This is a genomic window from Ruegeria sp. AN6, from assembly GCF_056540425.1.
The window spans coordinates 185947-203119 of sequence record NZ_JBQFWR010000005.1 but is presented as its reverse complement, the minus strand read 5'-3'; the positions used below and the strand labels follow the sequence as shown (position 1 = coordinate 203119).

The 17173-nt window shown below is 54.0% G+C and carries 17 protein-coding genes; 10 read left to right on the top strand and 7 right to left on the bottom strand.

Features of this window, described 5'->3' with window-relative positions:
• The first annotated feature begins 12 nt into the window (after positions 1-12).
• The 3 genes from ACR0MQ_RS10800 to ACR0MQ_RS10790 are packed head-to-tail and all read left to right on the top strand — an operon-like array spanning position 13 to position 3857.
• Positions 13-1533 (top strand): trimethylamine methyltransferase family protein, encoded by a 1521-nt coding sequence (locus ACR0MQ_RS10800; RefSeq protein WP_480608054.1) that lies wholly within the window; start codon positions 13-15, stop codon positions 1531-1533.
• A gap of 60 nt (positions 1534-1593) precedes the next feature.
• The gene (locus ACR0MQ_RS10795; RefSeq protein WP_170774399.1) at positions 1594-2607 is read left to right on the top strand and encodes an Ldh family oxidoreductase; all 1014 of its coding nucleotides are present in this window, start codon (positions 1594-1596) and stop codon (positions 2605-2607) included.
• 11 nt (positions 2608-2618) lie between these two features.
• The gene (locus ACR0MQ_RS10790) at positions 2619-3857 is read left to right on the top strand and encodes an NAD(P)/FAD-dependent oxidoreductase (RefSeq protein WP_170774397.1); all 1239 of its coding nucleotides are present in this window, start codon (positions 2619-2621) and stop codon (positions 3855-3857) included.
• On the opposite strand, the gene ACR0MQ_RS10785 is transcribed toward ACR0MQ_RS10790, so the two are convergent.
• Genes ACR0MQ_RS10785 through ACR0MQ_RS10775 form a run of 3 tightly spaced genes read right to left on the bottom strand, consistent with a single transcriptional unit; the run spans position 3838 to position 6416 of the window.
• The gene (locus ACR0MQ_RS10785) at positions 3838-5226 is read right to left on the bottom strand and encodes an MATE family efflux transporter (RefSeq protein WP_480608051.1); all 1389 of its coding nucleotides are present in this window, start codon (positions 5224-5226) and stop codon (positions 3838-3840) included. The genes ACR0MQ_RS10790 and ACR0MQ_RS10785 overlap by 20 nt on opposite strands.
• 12 nt (positions 5227-5238) lie before the next feature.
• The gene (locus ACR0MQ_RS10780) at positions 5239-5826 is read right to left on the bottom strand and encodes a helix-turn-helix domain-containing protein (protein WP_010441577.1); all 588 of its coding nucleotides are present in this window, start codon (positions 5824-5826) and stop codon (positions 5239-5241) included.
• Between the two features lie 11 nt (positions 5827-5837).
• A complete protein-coding gene (locus tag ACR0MQ_RS10775) occupies positions 5838-6416 on the bottom strand; it encodes a peroxidase-related enzyme (RefSeq protein WP_170774393.1) in 579 nt (192 codons plus the stop codon).
• 317 nt (positions 6417-6733) lie between these two features.
• Here ACR0MQ_RS10775 and ACR0MQ_RS10770 point away from each other — a divergent pair, with 317 nt between their 5' ends.
• The 4 genes from ACR0MQ_RS10770 to ACR0MQ_RS10755 are packed head-to-tail and all read left to right on the top strand — an operon-like array spanning position 6734 to position 10130.
• The gene (locus ACR0MQ_RS10770; RefSeq protein WP_311201795.1) at positions 6734-7480 is read left to right on the top strand and encodes an amino acid ABC transporter ATP-binding protein; all 747 of its coding nucleotides are present in this window, start codon (positions 6734-6736) and stop codon (positions 7478-7480) included.
• Position 7481: 1 nt separating this feature from the next.
• Entirely contained in the window at positions 7482-8324 is an 843-nt protein-coding gene (locus tag ACR0MQ_RS10765; RefSeq protein ID WP_170774391.1) for an amino acid ABC transporter permease, read from the top strand.
• Between the two features lie 36 nt (positions 8325-8360).
• Positions 8361-9194 (top strand): transporter substrate-binding domain-containing protein, encoded by an 834-nt coding sequence (locus ACR0MQ_RS10760; RefSeq protein ID WP_170774389.1) that lies wholly within the window; start codon positions 8361-8363, stop codon positions 9192-9194.
• A 54-nt stretch (positions 9195-9248) separates the two neighbouring features.
• Positions 9249-10130: an amino acid ABC transporter permease gene (locus tag ACR0MQ_RS10755; protein WP_480608047.1), complete on the top strand. Its 882-nt coding sequence runs from the start codon at positions 9249-9251 to the stop codon at positions 10128-10130.
• 7 nt (positions 10131-10137) lie between these two features.
• Here ACR0MQ_RS10755 and ACR0MQ_RS10750 read toward each other — a convergent pair whose 3' ends face one another.
• The 3 genes from ACR0MQ_RS10750 to ACR0MQ_RS10740 form a co-directional block, all read right to left on the bottom strand.
• Positions 10138-10455: a non-heme iron oxygenase ferredoxin subunit gene (locus ACR0MQ_RS10750; RefSeq protein WP_170774387.1), complete on the bottom strand. Its 318-nt coding sequence runs from the start codon at positions 10453-10455 to the stop codon at positions 10138-10140.
• Between the two features lie 3 nt (positions 10456-10458).
• Entirely contained in the window at positions 10459-11403 is a 945-nt protein-coding gene (locus ACR0MQ_RS10745) for a fatty acid desaturase family protein (protein ID WP_480608044.1), read from the bottom strand.
• 153 nt (positions 11404-11556) lie between these two features.
• The gene (locus tag ACR0MQ_RS10740) at positions 11557-12642 is read right to left on the bottom strand and encodes a hypothetical protein (RefSeq protein ID WP_480608041.1); all 1086 of its coding nucleotides are present in this window, start codon (positions 12640-12642) and stop codon (positions 11557-11559) included.
• A gap of 95 nt (positions 12643-12737) precedes the next feature.
• On the opposite strand from ACR0MQ_RS10740, the gene ACR0MQ_RS10735 reads away from it, so the two are divergent.
• Positions 12738-13667: a LysR substrate-binding domain-containing protein gene (locus ACR0MQ_RS10735; protein WP_480608038.1), complete on the top strand. Its 930-nt coding sequence runs from the start codon at positions 12738-12740 to the stop codon at positions 13665-13667.
• Positions 13668-13762: 95 nt separating this feature from the next.
• Positions 13763-14812: an aromatic ring-hydroxylating dioxygenase subunit alpha gene (locus tag ACR0MQ_RS10730; RefSeq protein WP_319544534.1), complete on the top strand. Its 1050-nt coding sequence runs from the start codon at positions 13763-13765 to the stop codon at positions 14810-14812.
• Between the two features lie 35 nt (positions 14813-14847).
• Here ACR0MQ_RS10730 and ACR0MQ_RS10725 read toward each other — a convergent pair whose 3' ends face one another.
• A complete protein-coding gene (locus tag ACR0MQ_RS10725) occupies positions 14848-15636 on the bottom strand; it encodes a phytanoyl-CoA dioxygenase family protein (RefSeq protein ID WP_480608035.1) in 789 nt (262 codons plus the stop codon).
• 286 nt (positions 15637-15922) lie between these two features.
• Here ACR0MQ_RS10725 and ACR0MQ_RS10720 point away from each other — a divergent pair, with 286 nt between their 5' ends.
• Positions 15923-17173: an FAD-dependent oxidoreductase gene (locus ACR0MQ_RS10720; RefSeq protein ID WP_480608033.1), complete on the top strand. Its 1251-nt coding sequence runs from the start codon at positions 15923-15925 to the stop codon at positions 17171-17173.

The following is a 17173-nucleotide window of genomic DNA, read 5'->3' as shown; positions in this document are numbered from 1 at the left end:
GGAGGAATTGAGATGGCAGAAGTCAAAGCACGCTCGGGCCGTGGCGGCGGACGTGCCGCGCGGGTCAAGGCTCGCACCAACCCGCCCCCCGTCTACCTGTCGACGCTCAACCGCAAGGTGGGACCAATTGATCTGCTTGGCCCCGAAGGCGTTGAGAAGATTCACAACGCCGCAATGACAATCCTTGAGACAACAGGCATTGAATTCCGTGACCCCGTCGCCTTAGCCGACTGGAAGAAGTACGGTGCGGATGTGCAGGGTGAACGGGTGCGTATCGGGCGCGAGATGCTGATGGACCTGATCTCGGCCGTTCCCCCAGAGTGGGGCTATGCCGCGCGCAACCCGGAACGCTCGCTTCGGGTGGGCAATCAGCATTCGGTCTTTGCCAACGCTTATGGCGCGCCGTTTGTCTACGGTCTGGATGGCGTGCGCCGCCCTTCGATGTTGGAGGATGCACATAATTTCTTCAAGCTCAGCCAAATGAGCCAGTCGATGATGGTGCCGGGTATTTTGCCGGTTGAGCCGCAGGATGTGCCCGTCCCGCAACGCCATCTAGAGTTGGTTCATGCCGCACTGACCTTGACGGACAAACCGATCAAAGGTTCGGTGCTGTCGGAACAGGCGGCACTGGATTCGGTTGAGATGACTCGCATCGTGTTTGGTGAGGAATTTGTCGACAACAATGTGGTAATGGCGGCCCTACTGAACTGCAACACACCGCTCGTCTGGGATGAGACCATGTTGCAAAGCTTGCGCGTCTATGCCGCTGCCAACCAGCCCTGCCTGCTGTCGCCCTTTGTCCTTACCGGGGCAAGCACACCTGCCAGCCCGCAGGGAGGTGTCGCGCTGCTGATCGCCGAATCGCTGGCGGGAATGGCTTACAGCCAGATCATTCGGCGCGGAGCACCTATGGTATTGGGCGTCGCGATCATGGGCGTTTCGATGAAGACAGGCGCACCGATGATGGGGTCCCCGGAGCCCGGCTTGATGAACCTTTTGGTGGGTCAGATGGCGCGGTTCTACGGTGTGCCGTGGCGAACCTGCACCATGTGGACCGGATCGAAATCCCCGGATATGCAGGCTGCGTTCGACACCGCAAACACCATGTGGCCGGTACTGCTGGGCGGTGCAAACTACATCGTACACTCCGCGGGCTTTCTTGAGGGCGCGCTTGGGGTCAGCTATTCGAAATGGGTGCAGGACGCATTGCAGTTGGAAAACTTCCACCGTTTCTTCAGCGGCCTGCAAGAGGAAAATCTGGACGCTTTGCTGGGCGATATCGAAAATATCGGACCCGGCGGACATTTCCTAGGCACCGACCACACGCGTGAGAACCCCATGCACATGAACCACTTGCAAAACAATGACAGTTTTGAACAGTGGGAAGCTGAGGGCTCGAAAACCGCCGAAGTCGTTGGTACGGAAGAGGCGCAGCGTATGCTAAACACCTATGTGCGGCCGCCAATGCCGGATGATCAGCGTGGTGCGTTGGATGAGTTCGTCGCCAAAAAGCGGTTGGAATACAGCGCTTGATTAATCTGGAAAGCGGGCGCTAACGTGCCCGGTTCATAACCCAACGACAGGATCGCGCACATGACCGATGACTCGACGACAACGCTCTCACTCGACGAGGTAACGGAGTTGGCCAGATCTGTTCTTGTGGCTGCGGGCATGGATGAACATGGCAGCGCGGTTCTGGCCGATCTTGTGCGGATGAGCGAACGCGATGGACCGCGTAGTCATGGGTTACGAATGTTGCCTGTTTATGCGCAGAGCTTTGCTTCGGGCTACGCCAACCCCGCCGCCAACCCGAGTGTTGAACGTATCGCTCCGGGTGTTTTGCGAGGGGATGGCGACAATGGTTATTACCAGATCGTGGCCGCCAAAGCGCGGAACGAGCTTATTGAGATGGCGCGCGAGAACGGGATTGCGGCATTCAGTTGTGCCAATTGCCACCATCTGGGGGCGTTACGGTTCGATACCGGTCCGTTAGCTGAGGCTGGACTGGTCGCGCTAGGTGTCGTGAACTCGCTTTCCATGGTGGTGCCACAAGGGGGCGTTCGCCCGGTTTTTGGCACCAATCCGATGTCTTTTGCCTGCCCTCGACCTGGGGGCGAGCCGGTCGTCTGGGATCAGGCATCGTCCATGGTGGCACTTATGGATATTCGCATGGCAGCTGCGGAAGGGCATGATTTACCACGTCCTGCAGGGCTTGATCCAGAGGGACAGCCGACACGTGACCCCAACGCCATACTGGAAACCCGCAGTTTGTTGCCATTTGGTGAACACAAGGGAGCAGCGATTGCATTCCTGATCGAGGTCCTCGGTGCAGCACTGGCTGGCGGAACCTTGTCCGTCGATAACGCCAAGCGCGAAGCGCACGGGGCGTTAAATATCAAAGGCGGCAACACGCTGATTGCAATTGATCCGGCGCGGTTTGGCAACGAAGCGTTCGGAGATTATGTCCAGCGCATTTGCGCCGAGATTGAAGGTAATGGCGATGCACGCGTCCCCGGTGATGGAAGGTTGAAGAATCGCGCCGCTGCCGAAGCGGATGGAGTTCGTGTCACTGCCGAATTGATGGCGCAACTGCGCGCACTTCAGTAGAGGCCGCACGAATGTCTCGGGTCGTTGTAATCGGTGGCGGTGTTGTCGGATTTTCCTGTGCTTTAACACTGCAGTCGCAGGGGCACTCTGTTACGGTCGTTGAACCCGGACCGGTGGGTGAGGGGGCAAGCTGGGCATCCTGCGGCTGTATCGCGGTTGGCGAGATCGTACCTTTGTCGCAGCCGGGGATGCTGATGAAAGTGCCGGGTTGGTTGCTGGATTCCGAGGCCCCGCTTTCTTTGAGGCCAGCCTCGGCATTGAAGCTGATGCCTTGGTTTGTGCGGTTCACAGCCAATGCGCGGCGTTCGAAGATGCGGGCGATTACCGCCGATCTGGCAGGTCTCACCTTTGCTGCCACTGATGATTTCAAAGCGCAGCTCGCGGATGTTGGTCACCCAGAGCTTTTGGTCGAGCGACCAGTGATCAAGCTGTTTGATGATGACAATGACCTTGCGACCATGCGCGCTGCCTTTGATCTCGCGCGTGAGTTCGGGTGCACCATCGACCAGGTATCAGGCCATGAAGCACATGAGATGGACCCCGCTATTGCGCCCGATTTCAAATATGCAGCGTTGTTACGGGATTGGAGCTTTGTGACGGATCCAAAACTGTTGGTCGAAATTCTGATGCAGAGCTTTACCCAACGGGGCGGGGAGATTGTCTCGAATGCAGTGATCGACTTTACTCGTGATGATCAACATATTCAAAGCGTGCATACCGGCGACGGTCGCACGCTGAGCGCGGATGAATTTGTAGTTGCTGCAGGCACGCATTCGCGTGTTTTGGCTAAGAAGTTGAATATTTCACTGCGCATGGAGGGTGTCATGGGATACTCTACTGCTTTGCACGACAGTGGAATCGATCTGCGCCACACGGTGTTTTACGCAAAGGGCGGGTTTGGCATCACGCCTTATGAGGATGCGCTGGCCGTGGCAGGCACCGCAGAGTTTGCGGACTTGAATGCGCAGCCCGATTGGAACCGGGCCGATGTACTGGTCAAACGTGCGCAGCGTGTATTGCCGGGGTTGAGGACTGAGAAATTTGAGCGCCGCATGGGTCGTCGCCCTTTTACGCCTGATACACGCCCGATCATTGGCCGCAGCAGGCGTCTGACCAATGTCACTTTTGCTACGGGCCACGGGCAGCTGGGTCTGACATTGGGAGCGACGACGGCGCGACTTGTTGCAGATGTAATCGCTGGCAGGGTACCGAGCATCGATATACAGGCCTTCAGCCCGGATCGGTTCTAAAACTAAGCCAGAGTCCGCCCAATTCCTTATGGGCGACGTAAGATGCCACCAGTAGCACGATCATCCACCCGGTGATCACTGCACAGGCGGTTCCAAACCAGACACCAATTTCGTTGAAGCCGAGAACACCAATAAAAATCCAGACAAAAAAGGCGACGCCAAATCCCTGACGATAAAGGCTGATCCATACTGTCCAGATTGGGCGTTTTAGCGCCTGCAGCAGCGAGTTGATTGAAAACAGCATCATATAGAATGGAAGGATCAGACTATCGACACGTAGATAGCTGAGCCCCACGCGAATAACTTCGGGATCATCAGTAAAGAGACCCAGCAGAGACCGGCCAAATATCCATAGGATAGGGGCCGCAATAGCGGTCATGACTAGCCCGACTTTCCAGCAATAAAACAGGGCTTCGCGCACCCTTTCATAGTCCCGTGCCCCGAAATTCTGAGATGCGATGGGAAGCAGCGCACCAGTGACCCCGAGCACAGGCAATAGTAGAATCTGCTCCAACCTAATAGCGACACCGAAGCCCGCAATCGCGTGCTCGCCGAAGATTTTCAACGCGAACTGCACGACGAAACCTGATAGAAGCATCACGATGAACGATGTGGCCGTTGGAAGGACTTGAACTGAGATTTCCTTGAACTTTTGCAGGCGCGGAATGAAATTTCTTGCCCGCATGCGCCTCATTCTTCGGCGTCTGAGCACCTGGCGGATCATGAACACCATCACACCGGTTTGGCTGATTACCGTAGAAATGGCAAGGCCATCGAACCCGATGCCGGGGATCACGCCAGGGATACCAAAGATCAACAGCGGATTGAGGCCAATATTGGAAAAAAACGCAACGATAAGAGCGCGCTGCATCGAAACCGCGTCCCCATGTGCTTGAAGAATTCCGTTGCATCCAAAGGCCAAAAGGAACCCGGGCAGGGCCAGTAATAGCCAGTAGAAATAGCGTAATCCCGCTTCGCGATATGGTCCCGGTTCCGAAACCAATTGAATAAGTGCCGGGCCGTACCAGAGCCCTGCCAATGCCAAAACTCCGGCTGCGATAAAACCGTAGATCATCCCTTGAGCTGCAAACCGCCGTGCCGCGCGATTATCACCGGCACCCAAGGCATTACCGACGAGCGCGCTCATTGCTGCGCCCAATCCAACTCCGACTGAGATTGCGATGAAGAATGCCTGAAAACCCAATGCCAGGCCTGCTTGCGCACTGGTTGAGAGGAGCCCGGCAAAGAACATATCTACGACGTTGTAGAGCGTGTTGAACAGCATCCCAATTGCCGCTGGGATGGCTAAGGTTCGAAAATGGGCTGAGATCGGCCCGCGTGTCAGATCAATCTCGGTTGGGGCAGCCATCTCAGTAAGCCCCTAAGGGCGCTCGGCTTGAACGGTGAGGAAGACGAACTCGGGTGTCAGAACCTCTTCAAAGCCGTGGTTCAATTCCGCATCAACACTAATACTATCCCCGGCTGAAAGCGTGAACCTTGCTTCGCCATAGCGATAGACTGCCTGCCCTTCGAGGACCTGAACAAACACAACGCCGTGCCCGACATAGGTGGGCGGTTGTCCCTCATCCCGTAACAGCGTTACGCGACGGGCCTGGAATCGCAGGTCTTTCCGAGAGTGCAATGCAAGGTTGACATATTCATGCGAATGTCCACCGGCCAAGCGAGTGGACTTCAACCCTTCGCCATGGCGCACGAGGGTATAGTCGGTGTGATCAGTTCTTGCTTCGCGAAACAGTGAAACGATGGGGACTTCTAGTGCTTCCGCCAATGCCGCAAGAGTGTCAATCGAAGGTGAAACCAGCCCATTTTCGATACGGCTGACCATCGCAGCCGAAATACCCGATTGTTCGGCAAGCCGGCGGGCGGATTGCTTCCTGCTTTGACGCAGCTCCCTCAGAGAGGCGCCAATGGCACGGTCAATCTGTCTTCCCGGCGTGTCAACTTGCATGAAACGTCCCGTCAATCTTCGCCGTAGTAGCCTACGACGTCTCCTTTTGTTGTGACACCCAGACCATTCAGTAACCGATTGGCATAATTGAAATATCCCACGATTTGATTGATTTCGAGGATCTCACCGTCTTCCCAGCCAGCATCTTTCAAGGCGTCTACATCCGATTCTTCCATGGTGCCCGGCGACAGCGTCAGCTTCTCAGCATAGCTCAACGCGGCCAGATGGGCGCCCTCGAACGCATCCTGAGGGCGATGCGCCGTAAGCGCCGCCTCAATTGAGTCGGCGCGTGCGTCGTCACCGATCAGATGACGGGCGTTTGCCCAGTGGTTGGCATAGGAGTAAGGGCACGTGTTCAGCGTGGAAACGTAGGAGCTTATGACTTCCTGAAACCACATAGGCACTGAATTGGCGTCATCATGAAGGCAGGCGCGATACAAAATGACGTGCCCTTTCATGGTGTTGGGACGTAGCGAATGGACACGCATCACGTTGTCCACTGTCCCATGCGGTGTACGCGCTAAATCAAGGGTATTCTTCAAATGTTCGTCGGCATCTTCGTCAGATATCATCCGAATCCAGGCAGACATTCATTCGTCCTTCTATAGTTTATTTTCGTATTTCGAGGCGGCGACAGAGCGCCCGTTGAGTTTTTTTATTGACGAATATTGCACATTAAGCAACCATATTGATTAGCGCGCAACAGATTTGAGGATTCTGAAGCTTTGCCAGATTGCTCCGCTTTGCCAAATTCAAAGCTGCCGATGTCTTGTGCCAACAGGCATGACGACGGATCGCAGTTGATCAAATGCGCGCAAAGTCGAAATGCGCCTGGTTTGTTGACGGGCTATACTCGCAACCTCAAAGGTCAGCTATTGCGTCTGACCCGGATATCGACAGGTTCGGCATGACTCAGCCCTCCCCCATGATAGAAGTGACCAATCTTGATAAGTATTATGGCACTTTCCATGCGCTCAAGAATATCGATCTGACTGTTCATCAGGGTGAAAAGGTTGTGATCTGCGGCCCGTCTGGGTCGGGAAAATCCACGCTGATCCGTTGTTTCAACGGGTTGGAATGGCATAACTCTGGACGTCTCGTGATTGATGGCATCGAAGTTTACAAAGACGCAAAAGAAATACGTGAGTTGCGGCAAGAAGTCGGAATGGTGTTTCAGCAGTTTAATCTGTTTCCGCATTTGACCGTGCTTGAAAACCTGATGATCGGGCCGATGAAGGTGCGAAAGATTTCCAAAGCTCAGGCCGAGGAAACCGCACGCAATTATCTTGATCGTGTTCACATTCCCGAGCAGGCCGACAAGTATCCGGCGCAATTGTCGGGTGGGCAACAACAGCGCGTTGCCATCGCGCGGTCCTTGTGCATGGAAACCCGGATCATGCTGTTTGATGAGCCGACCTCTGCACTTGATCCAGAGATGATTAATGAAGTGCTGGATGTGATGGTGGAACTTGCCGATACCGGTATGACCATGGTTGTTGTCACCCATGAGATGGGGTTTGCCCGTAAGGTCGCTGATACGATGGTCTTCATGGAGGCCGGGCAGATCGTGGAAATTTCACCTCCAGAACAGTTCTTTACCAACCCATCCAGCGAACGCTGTCGCCTGTTCCTGAACCAGATATTGGAGCACTGACGTGACCGATCTGGGCATATCACGGGAAAAAGGGCAGTCGTTGCCGAAACCGCCCTTCTATAAGCGGTTCTTTGGCTCGGTGTTTGTCTCGGTCGCGATTTACGCAATCTTCGTTGGGCTAATTGCCTATGGCTCGTACGTTGGTGCTCAGGGAATGGGGTATAACTGGCAATGGTACCGGGTGCCCCAGTTCCTCTACCGCAACACAGAAATCGGCTTTGAGTGGGGTGAGATACCCATAGGGTTGGTCGCCACGATCAAATTGTCTGTCATTTCTTTCCTGTTGGCCACTGCTATTGGACTGCTGGTCGCGTTGCTGCGTCTATCCGGCCTGGTAATTGGTACGGCTGTAGCAGTTGGCTTCCTTGAACTTATCCGAAACATTCCTCTGCTGGTTCTGCTTTATCTGTTCTACTACGTGCTGGGTCCGATCTTCGGTTTTGACCGGTATACCGCCAGTATTCTGACCTTGGCGGTGTTTCATTCGGCGCTGATATCCGAAATTCTGCGGGCTGGGATTAATGCCATCCCAACTGGTCAGTGGGAGGCGGCTAAATCCATCGGGATGACCCCCTATCAGACCTATCGTTACATCATCCTTCCGCAATCTATTCGGTTTATGTTGCCGCCGATGACGGGCGAGGTTGTTCACCTAATCAAATCCTCGGCCATTGTCAGCGTCATTGCCGTCGCCGAGCTGACCACCTTCGGACGCAACATCATATCCGACACTTACATGAGTTTTGAAATCTGGTTCACCATCGCACTTGTCTATCTGGTGGTGACCCTGATCCTGTCGATCGGCGTAAGTTATCTGGAGAAGAAATATGCCGTCGACCAATAACCACAAGAATTTAACCGGACAACAAGGAGAACCAAGATGAAGCTATCTCGCAGAATGCTCGGGGTTGCCCTGGGCGCGGTCGTGGCAACTGGCATGGCGACCTCAAGCTGGGCGCAAAGCGCAACTCAGGAACTGTCCAGCGAAAGTGTAATTGAAACGATCAAACAGGATGGGGTGATCCGGATTGGCCTATCGCTGTTCGTACCTTGGTCGATGCGTGACAAGAACGGCGATCTGATCGGGTTCGAACTGGATGTCGGCCGAAAATTGGCCGAAGACATGGGCGTTGAGGTCGAATTTGTTCCAACTGCCTGGGATGGCATTATCCCGGCCCTTGTGTCTGGTAATTTCGACGTGATCATCTCGGGCATGTCGGTGACTGCTCAGCGGAACCTGACGATCAACTTCACTGACCCTTATGCCTATTCTGGCTTGGCCATCCTGGCCAACAAAGAGTTGACTGCAGGTATGGCGCGTGAGGACTTGAACTCATCTGAAGTTACCTTTGCTGCGCGTCGCGGCGCAACGCCGGCAACCGTGATTGCCAAGGCATTCCCTGAGGCTAATCTGCTGTTGTTTGATGAAGATGGCGCATCGACTCAAGAAGTTCTGAATGGCAACGCCCACGCTACAATGGCATCGCAACCAACCCCCAACCGCGAGGCGGGGCGCAATCCAGAAACACTGGTTGTGCTTGAAGGTGAGCTGTTTGATCCACGTGGTGAGGCGTTTGGGATGCGCAAAGGAGATCCCGACGCGATGAACTTCTTTAACAACTGGATTGCACAGAATTGGCGGTCCGGCTGGCTGGAAGAGCGCCACAATTACTGGTTTGCCACTGAAGAGTGGGCCGACCAGGTCGCCCAATAACCACTCTGACTGGGGGCGGACCCACCGCCCCTGGTCCTTATGCGGAGCGCTTTGGTGCAGGAATTCCTTAGAAAACTCAGATGGCCTGACTATGTGATCGTGGCAGTTTTGATAACCTTCTTTGGGTATATCTGGCTGTCGATCGAAGGTACGCTGAATTACAAATGGCGTTGGGAACTGATCCCAAGCTATATTGTTGGCTGGCATTCCGGGCGCGAAGAGTATTTTGCAAATCTGCTGCTGCAGGGTTTAGCAGCGACGGTTCGCATCAGCATCTATTCGGGTATTCTAGCGCTCATTCTTGGTACAATACTGGGAATTGCACGCTGTTCGGCCAATCTGACCATACGCATGCTGGCGCGCACATACCTCGAGTTTCTGCGCAATGTGCCGCCTGTCGTCGTTGTTTTCATCTTCTTCTTTTTCCTTTCTCAACAACTGATCGATGCGTTGAATCTTGAACGTTGGGCGCGCGGTATTGCACGGCAGGAAAACAACCAGATCTGGACCTTTTTCTTCGGCGAAATGCGGCGCTTTCCATCGCTTGCTTCAGGCGTGATCGTTCTAGCCCTGTTTGAAAGTGCGTTTGTCGGTGAAATCGTGCGGGCCGGAATTCAGTCAATCCCAAAAGGTCAGCGCGAAGCGGCACGCTCGATCGGGATGAGCCGCATGCAAGAGCTGCGCTACGTTGTGCTGCCGCAGGCGATGAAAAAGGTTGTGCCACCTCTGGCCAACCAGTTCATTTCATTGATCAAGGACAGTTCGATCCTGTCGCTGATCTCGGTGCAGGAACTGACTTACAAAACCGTCGAACTGGTCGCCTCGTCCCGGATGATCTTCGAGGCGTGGATCACAACTGCGGCGTTCTATTTTGTTGTCTGCTTTGGTCTCAGCCGCATCTTTGCGCGGCTCGAGAAGCGATCTGAAAAGCGCTAGGTTCAGGTCACATTCGGACCTGAACCATCCCGTCTTGCACCCGTGTTTCAAATACGCGCATCACGCGGGTTGCCGGTGCTGAAACGGGCTTGCCGTCCCGGACATCGAATGCGCCCTGATGTAATGGGCATTCGATCACGTGGCCGTCAAAATAACCGTCGCATAAATCGGCCCCACCATGGTTACACAATGCCAGCGAGGCGTAGACTCCGCTGGGTGTATCGTACACCGCAATCATACGCGGCCCGATTTCCACGCGCGTGACCCAGTTCTCTTCCAGCTTTGATACTTCGATCACATCGCGCCAGGGTTTTTCTGCTTTCATTACTCAAGCCCTCGTCTTGCGTCGCATGATCTGACGCAGAATGTCGCGATGCGCAGCTAGATAACCGCCTTTTTCGACAAATATGTGATCTTTCAACTTCTCGTGCAGACGGGGCAGGGCGTGGAAAGGGACCGAGGCGACATAGTGATGCTCGGCGTGATAGTTCATGTTCCAGCACAAAAAGGACATAGGTTTTGACACCAGATTGGTGCGGGTGTTTTCTGACATCTGCGCCACGGTGGGCCGCCCAACATGTTCAGTCATGCGCACAAAGCGCATCACTGGCTCACCCAGAAACAGTGGTATGATCCAGTACCAGATCAAGCCCCACCAACCGGTGACCGCCATGGCCAGCAATATCGTTGCGTAGATGGCCAACATCCGGCGCGCGTCCCAATAGACCGATTGATGTTCTTCTTTGGGAATAAATCGCAGTTCAACGTCGCTGAGTTTGCCAAAGGCATGCCGGAACAGTTCAGTGAATTTGCCGCGCCAGTAGGGTAGGGCAGATAAATACAGAAAATATTGACCAAGTGTTTTCGGAAGCGGGATCAATTCGGGATCTTCTTCGGTCAGTTGGGTATAGGTGTGATGGTCACAATGCTCGTACCGAAAGAACCGGTGTGGCAGGATGATAATCAGGCCGCAAATCTGCCCGACCAGATCGTTCAGCCAGCGGGTACGAAACACCGTGTAGTGGACACACTCATGTTGCAGTGAGAAATGGTGAACCAGGACGACGCCCTGCAGAAACATCGCTGGCCAGATCAGCCAACTGTTCCAAGCCAGGGTGATCATAGTTGTGGTGCAGGTCAGTACCAAAATCCAAAGTGCAAGATGACGCAATCCAGGCGCGTTCGAGCGTTGCATGAATCCTTTGAGTTCTTCGCGCGTCAGTTTTCCTTCGGCCAGTGCCTGAGTCAGCGGCGTGACGATAGCTTTTGACATGTGATTTCCATGAGTTTGCCGGAGCGGGGGTCTTGCCCTCTACGCATATACCGGCACCGGAGGCGGGAGTGCTCCGCACCATAGGACCAACTCGATCAGGTCCTATTAACAAGATTATTTCGACAGGTGATGATTCGATCAAGCCGCGATTGATCAGCTCGCGACCCTTATTCCGATATCAGGGTCGGGATATTCAAACAGACCTGCGGCACAAGGGTATTGATCCAGAATGGTCTGCCCGTTGGGCAACCGATCCGCATGGAAAACACCGTTGTTCCAGTAGGTCACGCCGTCAATCTCGATCGTCGGGTCGATGACATTCCAGCTGATTTCACCGGGTGCGTAGGCCCCGCAGGAGTGGAAGTGCAGGATGCGCGGGTTGCCAAAGGCAGACCCGCCCCAGCGCTCGTAGTTGTCGCGCATGTCCCAAGGATAACCACAGCCTGGGTGAATGCCTGCATGCCAGGAATGAACGAAGCTACGGTCGATACCTAAATCTCCTGCGACCCGGTCATAATGTGCTTCGGCTTTGAACGCATTGGCAGGGTCGCCTTCGAAACGCAGCAACCGCCCGTTCTCCATTATTGCAAAGACCGGGCGGTCGAATTCAATCGTATAGTCGTCATAGTATTTCGAACCTGTTCCCGTCAGAAAACTGATAGCTACGCGACCTGAGAAACTGTAAGCCGGAACAGGGGTAAAGACGGACATTGGAAAGCGCAGGATCGAGGTGTCACCTGTTGGTTTCAGGTTCATAATCGGTCGGCCACGAACATCAGTGCCCAGCGGGCAGGTCAGGCGCACCTCAGTCGATGAGTCCAGCACCGCGTTGATATCGGCCTTAAGCTCCATGAACGCATCGTGGTGGCCATTAGAAAAGCCCGAGCCCAGCATCTCTTTGGACAATGCAAAGCTGACTATAATCTTTTTGCCCTGCGGCATATCCGAAAACCGCAACTGATCCCCAAGCCGGGCAAGGAACAGAATAATGTCTGCTTCTTCGAACCGGGCCATAAGATCAGGTGTCAGATGCGGATTGTCGGGGTTAAAGCCGACATCGACGGTATCGACGGTCATTCCCAGCTTATGGGCTACTCGGCTCACGACATCTACGCATTCGGCATCGAAGTACCCAAACTCGGGCGGTTCATATGCAATCAACAACTTGTCGCCCGTAGATGCGCGGGCGCAGTTGATCAGCAGATTTAGAGCACCCCGCTCCGGCGTCATATCAGACATCGACACATCCTGATTGCTTAGTATCTCAAATTTACGATCCGATGCGGGAGCTAATCCATTTGAAAGTATTAATGGCTCACATTAGGGTCACTAATATGATCCTGAACCTGCCCTATTCTGCATTGCGCGCCTTTGAGGCGGTCGTGCGCCATTCTGGATTTTCTCCTGCTGCCGACGAGTTGGGGGTCAGTCAGAGCGCGGTTAGTCAGCATGTCAGGACACTGGAAGAGTGGTTGGGCAGGGATTTACTCGTGCGAGGTGCGCGGCAATCGCGTCCAACCCGGGAAGGCGAACAACTAGCGCTGGCTATTGCAGAAGGATTGGGACGCATATCAGAAGTGTGCGCCCAATTGCGGGACCGCACCCGCTCGGATCGAACAATAGTCATCTCATGCCTGCCTGGATTTGCTTTTAACTGGTTGTTTCCAAGGCTACTGCACTTCGATCTGGCGCATCCTGACCTTTCAATATCAATTGCGACTGACACCGGTTACCACCCGTTCTCCGGAGCGGATTCAGATATCGGCATCCGATACGGGCTTGGAGAATATCCGGGGTTGGAAGTTGATTTGCTGATGCGGGAAAGGCTGTTTCCGGTTTGCGCCCCTTCACTTGCCTCATCGCTGACAAGCATACAGGATTTGGCGCAACACACGTTGCTTGTTGATGAAAACCTCCATCACGGCACATCCAGCCCTACTTGGGAATTCTGGGCACGGCAGAGTGGCTTGACCATGCCTTCATCGCCGCGGACACGCCGATTGGGGCAGTCAAACATGGTCATTCAGGCCGCTATCGAAGGGTTGGGCGTAGCGTTAGGCCGCGAGCCATTGGTCATTGATGCACTATGTGATGGCAGGCTGGTTCGTCCGTTTTCGGAAATGACCTTGTCGCCTTTATCATATTGGCTTGTGCGACGCCCAGAGACAAAGGATAGCCAGAAGGTCAACGAGTTTCTGAACTGGATAAAAGCCGAAGCAGCAGCCCAGCCAGACTTGCCACCGCTTGCGCCAAATTTGAATTAGCCCACCTTATATCTTTTATTACCAATCCGGCATGGCGTATTGCCAATCGAATGCCATAATGCCCCTAGCTACCGGATCGATAAGGAGAGCAGCCCATGTATCTCAGGAATTGTTGGTATGTCGCCGCCTGGAGCAAGGATATCGGCCGTGAGCTGAAAGCGGAAACCTATCTGGGTGAAAATGTTGTGCTTTATCGACAGCAAGATGGCACTCCGGTCGCGTTGGAAGATGCTTGCCCACACCGTAAGCTGCCATTGTCGAAAGGGAATCTGATAGGAGACACCGTAGAATGCGGCTATCACGGGTTGACCTTCGATTGCTCGGGGAAATGCACGGATAGCCCGACACAGCGCGGGATGACGCCCCGTCGCGCGGTCGTGAAATCCTATCCGGTTGTTGATCGCTATCGCCTGCTTTGGATTTGGATGGGCGATCCCGAGTTGGCCAACCCTGATCTGATTTTCCCTATCGAGAACTTTGACAACCCAACCTGGGGCATGACCGATGGCGGCGTGATGGACATCGATTGCCACTACCTTTGGGTCTGTGACAACCTGCTTGATCCCAGCCACGTGGCCTGGGTTCACGTCTCTTCATTTGCAGGGGCCGGAACGGATGAAGAGCCCCTGAATGTTGAAAAAACCGATCGAGGCGTGATCGTTTCTCGCTGGATCGAGAATAAGCCGCCGTCGCCTTACTACTCCAAGCTGGTCGCATTTGAAGGCGAATGTGATCGCCTGCAGCATTATGAGATGTGCCTCCCGGCGATCGGATTGAACAAATCCATCTATACGCCGGTCGGCACCGGCGGCTATGACAAAGATCCGGTCGAGCAGACCTTTATCAATATTTCGTACAATTTCATGACACCGATAAACGAAGATGAAACCAGATATTTCTGGTTCCAGCATCGTAATTCTGACCCTGACAATGCAGAGGTTTCGAAATTCATGAACGATGGTGCCCGGATGGCATTTATTGAGGATAAAGAAGTATTGGAAGAGGTGCACAAGGGCATGAAGAACGCAAAGACGCCTCATATCGATCTGGGCCTGGATGCCGGAGCAAAGATTTATCGGCGCGTTTTGGATCGGGCGATTGAAGCTGAAACAACGGTAACCGAAAGCGCGCTAAAGCAAGCTTGATTTCTGGTTCGGGGCCGGATCGCGGGCCCCGTATCTTAGGCAGTTTCATAGATGATTGGATACCGGCCCCCTGCAAAGGGTGCGCCGGGTTTCAAACTATCGTCATGTAGCCATTCTGTAACCGAATCCCGAGGTTCATAGGTCGCACCTTCGACAGCAAATCGAATTGCGTATCCGCGCCTGCGACGTGTCGAAGTCCGATTGCCCATAGCCGAATGTACGGTCATTCCGTCAAAGGCGAGTGCGTCGCCTGGTTTCATGTTTTCAAAGTGGAAGATGTCATATTGGGCACGGTCGGCCTCAAAATCCGGCATGTCTATGTAATCCGGATTATCTTCTTCCAGATAGTGCAGGAAACCGCCTTGCTGATCGGTTTTGAAAGGCCGGTATTTTGCGCCCCATGCATGTGATCCACGCACAAATTCCAGTGCTCCATTGTCGGGGTCAACCGGGTCAAGTGCGATCCACATTGTCATGATCGGTCCTGCCACGGGCCAATAGGGCTGATCCGTGTGCCATCCGGTTTGAGTCCGCGTTCCCGGCTCTTTTACGAAAATCTGGTCATAGATTAACGATGTCCACGGACTGCCTGATACCTCAGCTACGCGTTGTCCGATATCCGATGTCAGGCAATAGTCCTGAAAAGTGCCGGGGTTTTCGCGCATATTTTTATACGCAAAGTAACGGTCTCCTTTTGTGACTTCGGTATCAACTGCATCCTGTAATTTGCTTAGCCAGTCGTCTGACAGGATGTTCTTTAACAATACGACGCCGTCGCGCGCATAAGATTCCTGTGTGTCCTTAAGTTCATTTGGCTTGGTCATCCGATCCATCCATTTAGTTTCCACTCCGTTTCCGGGCGGGTTCGTAAATTGGCGCGAAGCGCCGCGATCCACGTGGTGTCAGTAAGATGGTGAACTGCGGCAATTGATGATGAAACAAGGCCACCGCGACCGGGCAGACCATTTGCCAGCGAGGTTCCGGTGAAACAGTTTAATGCGGAAGTTCATGACTCACCGTACAACAATTTGGTCAAACGGCCAATAGTTTTGCGTGATGGTAAAATAATTTATTGACCGTACATTGCTTGTGGTCAATATTGGGATCACCATGCAAAAATATTCTGTGTTCTCGCTCGCCCGGAATGCACTTTCAGGGCACCGAAACTGGTCGCGGGCTTGGCGTTCCCCCCCGCTCAAAGACCAGTACGAGGTTGTTGTGATAGGTGCTGGGGGGCACGGTCTTGCGACCGCCTATTATCTCGCCAAAGAATTCGACATTACAGACGTCGCTGTGGTTGAAAAAGGTTGGCTAGGTGGTGGCAATATCGCTCGTAATACGGTGACCATCCGATCCAATTACATGCGGGACGAGTCGATCCCCTTCTACGTCAAATCCGTCGCCATGTATGAGGGTCTGACGCACGAACTGAACTTCAACATGATGCATTCGAAGCGCACCATGGTGGATGTTGTGCAAACTTGGCCCAAGTTGCGCGAGCTCAGGCGACGGCAACTGGCGATGGATATTTATGGATCGACTTACGAACAGATATCGGAGATCGAACTGCGTAGAAGAATACCCGCGCTGACCGGGGGCGGCCCGGATGCGCGTTTGCCTGTAATTTGCGGCATGGTGCATACGGATGCTGGCGTGAACAGACATGATGCAGTGGCGTGGGGATATGCGCGCGCGGCTGATGCGCTTGGGGTCGAGATACACCAGCAAACCGCAGTTCAATCTCTGATCCGCGGGGCTGATGGCCATATCAGCGGTGTCGAAACCAATCGCGGTAGGATTCGTGCCAAAAAAGTTGTTGTCGCCGTCTCAGGCCATACCACAACGTTGACCGAAACCGTCGGGCTGAAGCTTCCTTTGCGCACGATGAACCTGACGGCATTTGTGTCCGAGCCGGTGAAACCATTAGTGGACGTCATAGTGAACTGCCCTGACAGCGGGTTCTATTTCAGCCAATCCGACAAGGGAGAAATGGTGATCGGTGGTGCACCGGATATGGGTCAGAGTTTCCGACGCGATATTAAGCAGAACGTGTTTGAAGACACGGTAACCGCGATGCTTTCCCTGTTCCCGTCGTTCAAGAAACTCAAACTTATGCGTCAATGGGCCGGGCATCTGGACATTGCTCACGATGCCTCACCCATTATGGATCAGACAGACTTGGCGGGTTTGTTTGTAACAGCCGGTTGGTGGGGCGGATACAAGGCTATCCCCGCCGGTGGGTTGACGCTTGCCCATCTGGTGGCCAAGGGCGAGCCTCATCCACTGATGTCTTCGTTTACGCTCAACAGGTTTCGCCATCTGGATTTTGTGATGGAAGCCGGGACAACCACGGCGCGTTAG

Bases quoted from the DNA above. Each gene is read 5' to 3' on its own strand.
- ACR0MQ_RS10800 (WP_480608054.1), top strand. From the start codon at position 13: ATGGCAGAAGTCAAAGCACGCTCGGGCCGTGGCGGCGGACGTGCCGCG.
- ACR0MQ_RS10795 (WP_170774399.1), top strand. From the start codon at position 1,594: ATGACCGATGACTCGACGACAACGCTCTCACTCGACGAGGTAACGGAG.
- ACR0MQ_RS10790 (WP_170774397.1), top strand. From the start codon at position 2,619: ATGTCTCGGGTCGTTGTAATCGGTGGCGGTGTTGTCGGATTTTCCTGT.
- ACR0MQ_RS10785 (WP_480608051.1), bottom strand. From the start codon at position 5,226: ATGGCTGCCCCAACCGAGATTGATCTGACACGCGGGCCGATCTCAGCC.
- ACR0MQ_RS10780 (WP_010441577.1), bottom strand. From the start codon at position 5,826: ATGCAAGTTGACACGCCGGGAAGACAGATTGACCGTGCCATTGGCGCC.
- ACR0MQ_RS10775 (WP_170774393.1), bottom strand. From the start codon at position 6,416: ATGTCTGCCTGGATTCGGATGATATCTGACGAAGATGCCGACGAACAT.
- ACR0MQ_RS10770 (WP_311201795.1), top strand. From the start codon at position 6,734: ATGACTCAGCCCTCCCCCATGATAGAAGTGACCAATCTTGATAAGTAT.
- ACR0MQ_RS10760 (WP_170774389.1), top strand. From the start codon at position 8,361: ATGAAGCTATCTCGCAGAATGCTCGGGGTTGCCCTGGGCGCGGTCGTG.
- ACR0MQ_RS10750 (WP_170774387.1), bottom strand. From the start codon at position 10,455: ATGAAAGCAGAAAAACCCTGGCGCGATGTGATCGAAGTATCAAAGCTG.
- ACR0MQ_RS10745 (WP_480608044.1), bottom strand. From the start codon at position 11,403: ATGTCAAAAGCTATCGTCACGCCGCTGACTCAGGCACTGGCCGAAGGA.
- ACR0MQ_RS10740 (WP_480608041.1), bottom strand. From the start codon at position 12,642: ATGTCTGATATGACGCCGGAGCGGGGTGCTCTAAATCTGCTGATCAAC.
- ACR0MQ_RS10735 (WP_480608038.1), top strand. From the start codon at position 12,738: ATGATCCTGAACCTGCCCTATTCTGCATTGCGCGCCTTTGAGGCGGTC.
- ACR0MQ_RS10730 (WP_319544534.1), top strand. From the start codon at position 13,763: ATGTATCTCAGGAATTGTTGGTATGTCGCCGCCTGGAGCAAGGATATC.
- ACR0MQ_RS10725 (WP_480608035.1), bottom strand. From the start codon at position 15,636: ATGACCAAGCCAAATGAACTTAAGGACACACAGGAATCTTATGCGCGC.
- ACR0MQ_RS10720 (WP_480608033.1), top strand. From the start codon at position 15,923: ATGCAAAAATATTCTGTGTTCTCGCTCGCCCGGAATGCACTTTCAGGG.